The sequence below is a fragment of the Rhodococcoides navarretei genome (genome assembly GCF_038069675.1).
Taxonomy (GTDB): Bacteria; Actinomycetota; Actinomycetes; order Mycobacteriales; family Mycobacteriaceae; genus Rhodococcoides; species Rhodococcoides navarretei.
On record NZ_JBBPCN010000001.1, the window covers coordinates 798,396 to 810,688 of the forward strand.

A 12,293-nucleotide genomic window follows, 5' to 3' on the forward strand; every position below is an offset into this window, starting at 1 on the left:
GACCCCTACTAGGCTGTCTGCCATGGCTGAGCCCAGCGGCACCGACGCGTCGGACATGTATCCCTCGAGCATCTACATCGCCTCGCCGGAAGGGGACAGCGGGAAGTCGACCATCGCGCTCGGGGTGCTGCAGATGCTCGCCGCGTCCGCAGCCCGGGTAGGTGTGTTTCGTCCCATCGCCCGATCCACCGAGGAACCCGACTACATCCTCGAGTTGCTCGTCGAGCACACCACGGCAGATCTGACGTACGAGCAGTCGCTCGGTGTCACGTACGAGCAGGTGCACTCCGATCAGGATGCAGCGCTCAGCAAGATCGTCGATCGGTACCATGAGGTGGCTTCCCAGTGCGACGCCGTTGTGATCGTGGGCAGCGATTACACCGACGTCGGTAGCCCGAGTGAACTCGGCTTCAATGCCCGCATCGCCGTCAATCTCGGTGCGCCCGTGCTGCTTGCGCTCCGCGGTTCCGGTCGCACGCCCGACGAGATCGCGCAGTTGGCCACCCTGTGCCAGGGCGAACTGCGTCAGCACCATGCCCATTTGGCCGCGGTCGTGGCGAACCGTTGTGCGCCGGACGATCTCGATGCGGTCACCGATGCGTTGGCGTCGGTCGGGGTGCCTGCGTGGTCACTGCCGGAGATTCCGCTCCTCGTCGCGCCGACGATGGCGGAACTGCTCGAGGCGGTGGACGGTAAGTTGTACTCCGGTGACTCGTCGCTGCTGCAGCGAGAAGCGTTGCGGGTCATGGTCGGTGGTATGACGGCCGAGCACATCCTCGAACGCCTCACCGAGGGCGTTGTCGTCATCGCACCTGCGGACCGATCCGACGTGTTGCTCGCTCTCGTCAATGCCCATGAGGCGGAGGGCTTTCCGTCTCTCGCCGGTATCATCATGAACGGTGGCATCGAGCCGCACCCGGCGATCGCTCGTCTGGTGGCGGGGCTCGGCCCCCGGTTGCCGATCCTGACCACCGAGCTCGGCACCTTCGATACCGCCTCAGCTGCAGCGCAGACCCGCGGCCGCGTCGCGGTGGGCTCGCAGCGCAAGGTCGACACTGCGCTGGGGTTGATGGAACAGCGAGTGGATGCGAAAACACTTCTGGAGCGGCTCGATATCGCGATCCCCACCATCACGACCCCGCAGATGTTCGAGTACCAGCTGATCCATCGGGCTCGTGCCGACCGCAAACACATCGTGCTTCCCGAGGGTGGCGACGATCGTATCCTCCGGGCCGCCGGACGCCTGCTGCAGCGGCAGGTTGCCGACCTGACGATCCTCGGCGAAGAAGGTCCCATCCGTCGACGCGCATCGGAACTGGGCGTCGATCTCGACAGTGCAACGGTTCTCGACCCCAAGAACTGCGACTACGCCGAGGACTTCGCGGCCGAGTACACCGAGCTGCGCAAGCACAAGGGCATGACGATCGACCGCGCCCGCGAGATCATGACAGACATCTCGTACTTCGGAACGATGATGGTGCACAAGGGAATTGCGGACGGCATGGTCTCCGGTGCCGCGCACACCACCGCGCACACCATCAAGCCGTCGTTCGAGATCATCAAGACCACCGAGGGCGTGTCGACGGTGTCGTCGATCTTCCTGATGTGCCTGTCCGATCGTGTTCTCGCTTACGGGGACTGCGCCGTCGTACCCGACCCGACGGCCGAGCAGCTCGCCGACATCGCCGTGTCCTCGGCGCAGACCTCGGCGCAGTTCGGGATCGAACCGCGGGTGGCCATGCTCTCGTACTCCACCGGTGAGTCCGGTTCCGGAGCCGATGTCGACAAGGTTCGGCAAGCGACCGCACTTGTGCGCGAACGGAATCCGGAACTGCTCGTGGAGGGTCCGATTCAGTACGACGCGGCGATCGAACCGTCCGTGGCCGCATCCAAGCTCCCCGATTCCGACGTCGCGGGCCGAGCAACGGTGTTCATCTTCCCGGACCTCAACACCGGCAACAACACGTACAAGGCCGTCCAGCGCAGCGCCGGTGCCGTCGCCGTCGGGCCTGTTCTCCAGGGCCTCCGCAAGCCCGTCAACGACCTGTCTCGGGGCGCTCTCGTGGAAGACATCGTCAACACCGTGGCCATCACGGCGATTCAGGCGCAGGGCATTTCGGACGCAGCCGAGCAGGAGGGCAAGTGAGTATCCTCGTCGTCAACTCCGGTTCGTCCTCGGTCAAGTTCCAACTCGTCGATCCCGGCTCGGGGGAGTCCGTGGCCAGTGGGCTCGTCGAGCGCATCGGTGAATCCGACGGCCGAGTCGAACTCGATCACCGGGGCGAGAGTGTCGAGCGCACCCAGCACATCGCCGATCACGGTGCCGGTCTGGCCCTGGCGTTCGAGATGCTCTCCGATGCAGGCGTCGCACTGGAATCGGTCGTCACCGCCGTCGGGCATCGCGTAGTCCACGGCGGGACGGTCTTCTACCGTCCGACGATCATCGACGACGCCGTCGTGCAACAGATCTCCGATCTCAGCAACCTTGCACCACTGCATAATCCGCCGAACGTGCTGGGAATCGAGGTCGCCAGGAAGCAACTGCCGAACGTGCCGCACGTGGCCGTGTTCGACACCGCCTTCTTTCATTCCCTGCCCGACGCGGCCGCGACCTACGCCATCGACGCAACCGTCGCCGCCGAGCACGACATCAGGCGCTACGGCTTCCACGGCACCTCTCATCACTACGTCTCCGACCAGGTGGCGCAGTTCTTGGAACGCGATCTCGAACACCTGAATCAGATCGTGCTGCACCTGGGCAACGGAGCCTCGGCCTCGGCTGTGGCGGGCGGCAAGGCAGTCGACACCTCGATGGGTCTGACGCCGTTGGAAGGTCTCGTGATGGGCACCCGCAGTGGGGATATCGACCCCGGTGTGATCATGCACCTGCGTCGCAGCGCAAACATGAGTGTCGACGACATCGATGCCCTGCTCAACCGTCGTTCCGGGTTGATCGGACTGTCCGGGGTCAACGACTTCAGGCAACTGCAGCAACGCATCGACGACGGCGACGCCGCCGCGCGCCTGGCGTACGACGTCTACATCCACCGCCTGCGCAAGTACATCGGTGCGTACATGATCGGGCTGGGCCGGCTCGACGTCATCACGTTCACTGCCGGTGTCGGTGAGAACGCCGCAGCGGTGCGCGCGGACGCCCTGGCGAACCTGGAGGGCTTCGGGATCGAGATCGACGCCGATCGAAATTCCCTGCGCAGCAAGAAGGCTCGGGTGATTTCCACCGACTCGTCCACCGTCACGGTCCTGGTGGTGCCGACCAACGAGGAATTGGCGATCGCCCGAGCGACGGACGATCTGGTTCGCTCCTGACGTACCGCTAGAACAGCGACCGCGGCCTGATCGCATTCGCCAGATCCACCAACGAGAAACGGTGGGCGCGATCGGTGGCGTTGCGGGCAAGCGCTCGCAGGCCCTTCTCGGTACCGCGCCGCAACCCGTCCTCGGTGAACGGAACGCTGAGAATGGGCTCCCGTTCTGCTGTGGCGGCGTGGCCGGAGACGATCCAGTCGAGGGCCGTCGCCAATACCAGCGTCCGCATCTGTAGCGCCCGGCTCTCGGCCTTGGGCAGCAGCGCCACTCGTCTTGCGGCAGAACGGAAATCCGCCTCGGACAGCTCGGCTCGCGACCTGTCCATCAGCAGAGTCAGTACACTCGTCATGCGGGCCATGGAGTAGTGCCGCGAACTGATCGGCACCTGATCCAGCGCGGCGATCGCACCGGTCTGATCACCGCGTCGCTGCAACTGTCTGGCCAAGCCGAACGCCGAGCTGACGATGCCCCGGTTGGTTCGCCACACCGCCCGGTACAGATCCTCGGCTCGAGCGCGCCACTTCTCGGCCTCCTCGTCGTTGCCTGCGGCGACATGGCCCAGCAATTCCGAGGTCGCTCCGAGAGCGAGCTTGGGTGCGAGCTCACCGGGCATTGCGCCGAGTACGTTGTCGAAATTGGTGAACGCAGAATGGTATTCGTGATGCAGCAGGGCAATGAGACCCGAGTACCACTGCACACGCCAGGGATCTGCGGTGTGGTCGGTCGACTGGACCTTGGACAGAACCTCGGTTGCTTCGACGACGTTCCCGAGATCCAAATTGGCCTTGACCTCGGCGAGGGTGATCTCGAGACCGAGTTCCGCCGGGCTGGAGCGAGTCGACTCCGCACCGGCCGTGACGCGTTCGATGCCGTTGCGTTTGGCGTGCTGCAGTGAATCCAGGGTCTGCTGTGGTTCGACATGTACTGCTGCTGCGAGCAGCGGCGCGCTGGGGTCGCTGGGATCCACCAGTGGGACCGGTAGCGCAGCAACCACTTCGGCTGCCGTCATCCGTTCGTGGCGCACCGTACCGTCCACGTAGGTGTCGGTGCGGCCCACCGAGTGCTCGGTGCCGAACGTCGTGCGGGGTGGGCTGAACACGGTCGACAGCCCCGGCCGCTCGACACCGGTCTTGATGGCCAGAATCTCGCGCAACACGCCGGTGGCCTGGCCGGCGAACTCGTCCGCGGATCGGAACCGCCGCGTCGGATCCCCGTGGGTGGCGCGTAGCAGAAGTCGGTGTAGCGACGGAAATTGTTGCAATACTTCGGATTCCTCGGCAGTGGGAAGGCCGTCGAGGTACTTGCCGTTCTTCGACGGCATGTCCAGCGTGAGCACTGCCAGCGTCCGACCCACCGTGAAGATGTCCGACGCCACCGTCGGTCCCGTCTTCACGATCTCCGGGGCCTGATAGCCGACCGTGCCGTACAGGTAGCCGTAGTCCTCGATGCCGGCCACCGCACCGAGGTCGATGAGCTTGATCTGGTCGTCGGAGACCATGATGTTCTCCGGTTTGAGGTCGTTGTAGACCAGACCGATCGAATGCAGATAGCCCAGTGCAGGAAGCACTTCGAGCACGTAGGCAAGTGCCTGCTCGACGGGCAGACGCGCGCCGTCGCCGCAGGCGGTGAGGATGTCTCGCAGCGAACGGCCGCCGACGTATTCCATGACGATGAAGCCGACGGTCGACCCGTCCCTGCGGGGCTGCTCGACGAAGTTGTAGATCTTCACCACGCCGGGGTGCGCGACCTCGGCGAGGAACTGACGCTCCGCCACCGCGACCGCATGGGCCTCCTCGTCACCGGAGTGCAGCAGTCCCTTGAGTACCACCCAGCGGTCGCTGACGTTGCGGTCGATGGCGAGATAGATCCAGCCGAGGCCACCGTGCGCGATGCAACCCTGAACGTCGTACTGGCCGACCACACGATCGCCCGGTTCGAGCAACGGAGTGAAGTCGAACGTTGCGCCGCAGTGCGGGCAGATGCCCATGGACACATCGGGCTCGCCCGGCTCGCTGCGCCCCACCTTCGCGTTGCACTTCCAACAGAACCGCTTGTGTTGCGGCACGGACGGATCCGACATCACCGCAGTCGCGGGATCGACCGGATCCACGCGCGGCACGTCCACCAGGCCGCCGCCGAGTCGACGTCGAATACCGGTGCTGCGCGATCGACCGGATCTGGACCGACCCGTCCGCGCGAGCGTGGTCGCGGTTCGGTCCTCGACCGGTGACCTCGAGACGGCCTGCGTCCGCTCCACTCCGTCGGTTGCCGGGACGGCCTGTGTTCTCGAAACGGCCTGTGTTCTAGAAACGGCCTGTGTGCGTTCGCCGTCGTCGGTCCTAGACACGGCCTGTGTTCGCTGCGCCGGGGCCGTGGGCTGCTGTTCGTCGTCGTCCATGTCGGGCCCCTAATCGCTGTACGACGCAGTGGGTGGACCGGGGGAGGGACCGAGCACCGTCAGCCACCGGTCGTAGATGCGATTCCACGTCCCGTCGGCGCGGATGCGAGCCAACGTCCCGTTGACGAATCGCACCAGATCCTCGTCGTTCTTGTTGATTCCCACCCCGTACGGCTCCGGACTCAGACTCTCGCCGACGATCTGGAGATACGGATCCTGTGCCGCGAGACCGGCGAGGATCGCGTCGTCGGTGCTGACGGCGTCGACCTGCCGTTGCTGCAGTACGACAAGGCAGTCCGACCACATCGGTACCGTCACCACGGTCGCGGCGGGTTGCACCCGCTGGATGCGTCGCAGCGAGGTGGTGCCCTCCACCGCGCACACCCGCTTGTCGGCCAGGTCCTCGACTCCGCGGATACCCGAACCCTGCACCACCAGAACACGATGCTGCGCTTGGAAGTACACGGTGGAGAACTGGACTTCCTGGCGGCGAGCACACGTGATGGTCATGGTCTTGACCACCATGTCCACCGACGAATTCTCCAGAGCTTCGAGCCGCTCTGCGGAGGTGAGGATGCGGAAGTCCAAGCGATTCGGATCACCGAACAGGTCTCGCGAGACCTCCCGGGCGATGTCGACATCGAACCCGACCAGCTGCCCGGTCATCGGATCTCGGAAGCTGAAAAGGTTGCTGCCCGTGTCCAACCCGACGACCAGGCGGCCCTTGGCGCGCAGTGCGTCGATGGTCGGCTGCGGTACCGGCGGCGCATCGGTGCCGGTCGGCAGCGGGCGCAGGCTGGCGGTGGGGCGGGCACACTCGTCGTCGGCCGGGCTTTCCGTGGGCCGAGCGGCGACGGACGCACCGTCCGGCAGCGGCGGTTCGGTGAACGTCGTCTCCACTTGCGGCGCAGTGCTTTCCGGAGTAGCGCAGCCGGCTACCAGCGCAGTGACCAGGATGGCTACGGCCAGAAGACGTTTCACAGGTACTCACGCAGCCTCGGGAACAAGCCGATACCGAACGCCACCGAGGCGGCGATGGTCAGGACGTACGCGCCGTCGGACAGTCCGGACAGTACCCACACCGAGCGATCGATGTTGGACCGCAATTCGCGTCGAGCATTCTCTATTCCGTCGACCAGAACGCTGTCCAGCGCGGTGAACGCGGCCGCCGAATCGGACTCGCCGGTACCGGTGGCGATGGCGACCGCGCCGTTGAAGTCGCCGACCTCGAGAGCGGAATCGATCCGGGAATGGGAGGTGGACCACGTGTTCACGGCGTCGATCACCGCAGTGTCGCCCTGGAACATCTCCGTCAACCGAGAAACGTTCGCGTCGAACGACTGTCCGTAGTCCTGGCCACCGCCGCGGCGCGCGAGGTCGAGGGTCTCGTCCGCCCTGGCCTGCTGCGCGAGAATGAAACCCGTCGTGTAGGACTTCAGCGGAGACACTCCGCGGTCGATCGCGCGGTCGGTGGCGATCGACGAAATCAGACCGACCACCAACATCCAACCGAGCAGTCCGGCGACAGCGCCTGTGGCAGTGAGGAATCCGACGTTCAGCGTCCTGCGCGTCGTCCGCGACAGGTACCACTGAGCCAGGCCGGTCATCAGCAACAGGAACACCAGCGACCCGATCGCGAAGAGCGGGGGACTGGTGAAGCGCTCCTGGTCGGACGACACTCGGGACGCCTGCTCGGTGTACAGCTTCTCGGCCAACGGCAGCAAACTCGTCTGCATCATCGTCGACGCCTCGCCGAGATACGCCGCGCCCACCGGATTACCGGTCCGGTTGTTGGCTCTGGCGGTCTCGACCAGGCCGCTGTACACCGGCAGACCGGCGGCGATCTGCGTGAGCACCGCGCTGGTGGCCGCGTCGTTCTCGGTCACTCCGGCCGAGGCCGCGATCAGCTCGGACGACGCCTCGCCGAGCGCCTGCGAGTACCTCTCGCGCACCTCGGGCGGCTCGAGGCCACCGGCGATGAACGCGGTTGCGGCGGCCGCGTCGGCCACCGACAGTGCCCCGTACAGATTCTGTGCAGAGTTTGCGAAGGGCTCGGTGCGCACCAACAGGGTGCCCAGGGTGTCGACTCGATCGGTCACGGCGGTGGAGGCCAGATTTCCGACCGTCAACGCCAACACCACCAGCGCGACTCCCATCGCGACCAACCGCGCGGGCGTCGAGCGCATCGTGTATCGAACCGGTGGCTTGCCTGCGGCGACACCGACGGGCGTAGCCGTTGTCGGGGGGACGGCAGCGGAGGGGGTAATACCGGCCGCGATCACGCACCCGAGCATATAAGTAGGCGGACCGTACTGCAGCCACTACAGGCAGGTGATTCACCTAGGGTGGTGAGTATGCGTGGTGACGGGGACGGTTGGGTGATCGGCGAGAACGGCACTCGGCACTGGGGAAAGCACGGCGCCGCCGGCCTGTTGCTGCGCGCACCGTCCGATGCAGGCGAACCTGTGGTGCTGCTGCAGCACCGTGCGCTGTGGAGCCACCAGGGCGGAACCTGGGCCCTGCCCGGTGGGGCCCGCGACTCCCACGAGAGCACCGCGCATGCGGCGGTGCGCGAGGCTCACGAGGAAGCCGGTATTGCCGCCGAACAGTTGAGCGTCCGCAGCGAGCGAGTCACCGCGAGCGTCGAGAGCGGTTGGTCCTACACCACGGTCATCGCCGATACCGATCATGCGCTGACCACCGTGCCCAACGGCGAGAGCACCGAACTGCGCTGGGTGCCGGAGTCGATCGTCGACGAACTCCCGTTGCACCCGGGGTTCGCGTCGAGCTGGCCGTCGCTGCGCACCGCGCCGCTGCGCGTACTGCTCGACACCGCCAACGTGCTCGGCTCGCGGCCGAACGGCTGGTGGAAGGACCGCGCCGGATCCACCGGCGCACTGCTGACCTCGCTCGCCGAGACACTGCCGCGCACCGTCGAACTGCCGAGCGGTCAGTACGGCTGGCTCACCCGAATCGAAGCAGTCCTCGAAGGCCGGGCCCGCGACGCCACGGTGGACGACCCGCGCATCCCGGTGATTCTCGCCGACGGCAGCGGTGACGACACCCTCGCAGACCACGCCCACCGGGGCGGAGATCTCACGGCGCTGGTCACCGCCGACCGCGGACTTCGCGACCGGTTGCCGGAATCGGTCCAGGTGCTGATGCCGTCCGCAGTATTGGGTTGGCTCTAGGCCTGTAGCGCTCGGACCAGTTCGCGGGCTGCTGCCTGTGGGTCCCGAGCCTCGGTGATCGCCCGGACCACCACGATGCGATCGGCACCGGCTGCTCGAACCTGGTCCACGTTGGTCGCGTCGACGCCGCCGATGGCGAACCACGGCCGCTCCGGCAACGAGTCCGCGGTGGCGCGGAGAGTCTCCAGGCCGGCGGCCGAGCGGTTGGGCTTGGTGGGCGTCGGCCACACCGGCCCGACGGCGAAGTAGTCGACGCCGTCCTCGATCGCGGCGAGCGAGGACTGCGCGCGGTTCTGCGTCGAACGCCCGATCACCACGTCCGGGCCCAGAATCTGACGCGCGTAGTGCACCGGCAGATCGCCCTGACCGAGATGCAGCACGTCGGCACCGGAGGCCAGCGCCAGATCCGCGCGATCGTTGACCGCAAGCAGCGCACCGTGCCGCTTGGTCGCAGCAAGCAGAATCGCCAGCGCAGCGAGCTCGTCCTTCGCTTCGAGGGGACCGAACTCGCGCTCGCCGGCGGAGTTCTTGTCGCGCAGCTGAATGATGTCGACACCACCGGACAACGCGGCCTCTGCGAACTGCGCGAGGTCGCCCTTGTCGCGCCTGGCATCGGTACACAGGTACAGGCGAGCGGACGCAAGACGCTCACGGGGAGTCTGATTGCGGGCGGTCTGAGATGGATGCACAAAACGAACTGTATTCTCATGGTGGCCGCCACCGACGACGGAGTGGCCGAGAAATCGCGGGAGTCCCGAGGATCGTGGGGCTGAGAGTGGGTTCGCCGCCCTTACCGTCAATACCTGAACCCGATCATGCGGGCGCAGGGAGTGAGGACGTGAATCGCGTGCATATCGTCGTTATCGGCGGAGGCGTCATCGGGCTGTCGACGGCGCTACGACTGTCGAAGGACGGCCACCGGGTGGTGGTGCACGATCCTGCACTCGGCAGGGGCGCATCCTGGGTCGCGGGCGGCATGTTGGCACCGCTGTCCGAAGGCTGGCCGGGCGAACACGAACTGCTGCATCTCGGTGCTGCGTCGTTGGCGCGGTGGCCCGACTTTGCCCGACGCCTCCCCGGCCCCTCGGTGTTCTCCGCCACCGGATCGGTGACGGTTGCCCTCGACTCGGCCGATGCGGCCGATCTACGAACCATCGCCGAGTGGGTGGGCGAACAGGGGCACGAACTCGAGATTCTGGGACGTGCGCAGCTGCGTGAGCTCGAACCTGCACTGGCACAGAACATTCGACTCGGCCTGCTGGCCCCGACCGAGCTGTCCGTCGACAATCGGGCGTTGGTCGCCGCGCTCGAGCAGGCGTGTCTCGACGCCGGAGTGGAGTTTTCCGGTTGTTCGGTAGAGACCTTGCCCGACGCCGATCAGGTGGTCCTGGCCGCCGGATCGCAGTCGGCCGCGTTGTGGCCCACGCTGCCGGTCCGGCCGGTGAAGGGTGAGATCCTGCGGCTGCGTCGTAGGCCCAGCGCCGCACCGCCACCGCACCGCACGATCCGTGGAACCGTGCACGGCCGGGCGATCTACCTGGTACCGCGCGGCGACGGATTGGTCGTCGGCGCAACACAATACGAATCCGGTGAGGACACCCAGGTCACCGTGGCGGGGGTACGAGACCTCATCGCCGACGCCGAACGACTCATGCCGAGCATCGGCGAGTACGAACTGTACGAAACCGCTGCCGGCCTGAGGCCGATGAGCCCGGACGGACTGCCGCTGATCGGCAGGCTGTCTGCCCGGGTGATCGTTGCCACCGGCCACGGTCGTAACGGCATCCTGCTCGCGCCCATCACCGCCGACGCCGTCGCCGCGCTGATCTCCGGCGAGACGCTGCCCGAGGCGAAAGCAGCCACACCCGAACGCTTCACACAGATCGAAAGGACACCATGACCCAGGTTGCCATCGGCATCACCGTCAACGGTGAGGACCACCTGCTCACCGAGGACATGACCATGCGTCGGCTGCTCGAATTCCTGGGCCTGCCCGAGAAGGGCATCGCCGTCGCCGTCGACGGAGCTGTGCTGCCCAAGAGTCGCTGGGATACCACCAGCGTCGAAAAGGGTTGGACCATCGATGTTCTCACGGCGGTTCAGGGTGGCTAGCGCACTCACCATCGCCGATCGCACCTTCACATCCCGGCTCATCACCGGCACCGGGGGAGCCGCCAATCTCGCGGTACTCGAGGAGGCCCTCATTGCGTCCGGAACCGAGCTGACCACTGTCGCGATGCGCCGCGTCGACGCCGCGGGTGGGACGGGCGTATTGGATCTGTTGCGCCGGTTGAACATCGCGCCGTTGCCGAACACTGCGGGATGCCGAGGATCGGCCGAGGCAGTGCTCACCGCGCAACTCGGACGTGAGGCGCTCGAGACCGACTGGGTGAAGCTCGAAGTGATCGCCGACGAGCGCACGCTGCTGCCCGACGCCATCGAATTGGTCAAGGCCGCTGAACAACTCGTGGACGACGGCTTCCAGGTGCTGCCGTACACCACCGACGACCCGGTACTGGCCAAGCGGCTCGAGGACATCGGCTGCGTGGCCGTCATGCCGCTCGGCTCACCCATCGGCACCGGACTCGGCATCGCCAACCCCCACAACATCGAGATGATCGTCGACGCCGCAACGGTGCCGGTGATCCTGGACGCCGGAATCGGTACCGCCAGCGACGCCACCCTCGCGATGGAACTCGGCTGCGATGCGGTGCTGCTCGCGACCGCGGTGACCCGCGCGAAGGACCCGGCGCTGATGGCGTCGGCGATGCGGAACGCGGTGGCGGCGGGGTATCAGGCCAGGCACGCCGGCCGAATTCCGAAACGATTCTGGGCGCAGGCCAGCTCGCCGATGTAACCGCTGCCTTGCCTGTGGTGCTGCGCATCCGGCAAACGCGCGCGCATTCGTCAAACGCGCGCGAACTGGTGTGTCGACTTTGCGCGCATCTGGCAAACGCGCGCGCATTTGCGGCCGCGCCCCTGTGACCGCGTCCACATGGCCGCGTGCCGCCCCTGTGATCAGCTGCCTTGCCTGTGGTGCTGCGCATCTCGCAAACGCGCGCGCGTTCGTGAAACGCGCGCGAACTGGTGTGTCGACTTTGCGCGCACCTGGCAAACGCGCGCGCATTTGCGGCCGCGCCCCTGTGACCGCGTCCACATGGCCGCGTGCCGCCCCTGTGATCAGCTGCCTTGCCTGTGGTGCTGCGCATCTCGCAAACGCGCGCGCATTCGTGAAACGCGCGCGAACTGGTGTGTCGACTTTGCGCGCATCTGGCAAACGCGCGCGCATTTGCGGCGTACCGCCCGTGTGACCGCGTACCGCCCGTGTGACCGAACTGTCTCAGGGTGTGTGTCATCCGAAAGGATGATGGAAAAGG

The 12,293-nt window shown here is 66.3% G+C and carries 10 protein-coding genes; 6 read left to right on the forward strand and 4 right to left on the reverse strand.

The features are described 5' to 3' along the window. Positions 1–22: 22 nt before the first annotated feature. Both pta and AABD04_RS03945 read left to right on the forward strand, forming a co-directional pair. Positions 23–2,146 (forward strand): phosphate acetyltransferase, encoded by a 2,124-nt coding sequence (gene pta / locus AABD04_RS03940; protein WP_243594518.1) that lies wholly within the window; start codon positions 23–25, stop codon positions 2,144–2,146. Continuing rightward, entirely contained in the window at positions 2,143–3,327 is a 1,185-nt protein-coding gene (locus AABD04_RS03945; protein WP_341440288.1) for an acetate kinase, read from the forward strand. Before pta ends, AABD04_RS03945 begins: the two co-directional genes overlap by 4 nt. A gap of 7 nt (positions 3,328–3,334) precedes the next feature. Here the strand turns inward: AABD04_RS03945 and AABD04_RS03950 are convergent, their stop codons facing one another. From AABD04_RS03950 to AABD04_RS03960, 3 genes are read right to left on the reverse strand one after another with little or no spacing between them, the layout of a single operon-like run. Next, positions 3,335–5,725, reverse strand: coding sequence for a serine/threonine-protein kinase (locus tag AABD04_RS03950; protein WP_341440289.1), 2,391 nt, complete (start codon positions 5,723–5,725; stop codon positions 3,335–3,337). A gap of 9 nt (positions 5,726–5,734) precedes the next feature. Further along, positions 5,735–6,706 carry a glutamate ABC transporter substrate-binding protein gene (locus tag AABD04_RS03955; RefSeq protein WP_341440290.1) on the reverse strand — a complete coding sequence of 324 codons (972 nt, stop codon included), beginning with the start codon at positions 6,704–6,706 and terminating at the stop codon, positions 5,735–5,737. Continuing rightward, entirely contained in the window at positions 6,703–8,007 is a 1,305-nt protein-coding gene (locus AABD04_RS03960) for a hypothetical protein (protein ID WP_243594514.1), read from the reverse strand. The genes AABD04_RS03955 and AABD04_RS03960 overlap by 4 nt, the downstream gene beginning before the upstream one ends. Before the next feature lie 72 nt (positions 8,008–8,079). On the opposite strand from AABD04_RS03960, the gene AABD04_RS03965 reads away from it, so the two are divergent. Beyond that, positions 8,080–8,916, forward strand: a complete 837-nt coding sequence (locus AABD04_RS03965; protein WP_341440291.1) for an NUDIX hydrolase — start codon at positions 8,080–8,082, stop codon at positions 8,914–8,916. On the opposite strand, the gene thiE is transcribed toward AABD04_RS03965, so the two are convergent. Next, positions 8,913–9,605 (reverse strand): thiamine phosphate synthase, encoded by a 693-nt coding sequence (gene thiE, locus AABD04_RS03970; RefSeq protein ID WP_317533947.1) that lies wholly within the window; start codon positions 9,603–9,605, stop codon positions 8,913–8,915. The genes AABD04_RS03965 and thiE overlap by 4 nt on opposite strands. Positions 9,606–9,763: 158 nt before the next feature. Between thiE and thiO the strand changes: the two genes are divergently transcribed. From thiO to thiG, 3 genes are read left to right on the forward strand one after another with little or no spacing between them, the layout of a single operon-like run. Next, positions 9,764–10,816: a glycine oxidase ThiO gene (thiO, locus tag AABD04_RS03975; RefSeq protein ID WP_341442947.1), complete on the forward strand. Its 1,053-nt coding sequence runs from the start codon at positions 9,764–9,766 to the stop codon at positions 10,814–10,816. Beyond that, positions 10,813–11,028 (forward strand): sulfur carrier protein ThiS, encoded by a 216-nt coding sequence (gene thiS, locus AABD04_RS03980; RefSeq protein WP_037186702.1) that lies wholly within the window; start codon positions 10,813–10,815, stop codon positions 11,026–11,028. Before thiO ends, thiS begins: the two co-directional genes overlap by 4 nt. After that, positions 11,000–11,773 (forward strand): thiazole synthase, encoded by a 774-nt coding sequence (gene thiG, locus AABD04_RS03985; RefSeq protein ID WP_341440292.1) that lies wholly within the window; start codon positions 11,000–11,002, stop codon positions 11,771–11,773. Before thiS ends, thiG begins: the two co-directional genes overlap by 29 nt. The last annotated feature ends 520 nt before the right edge of the window (positions 11,774–12,293 follow it).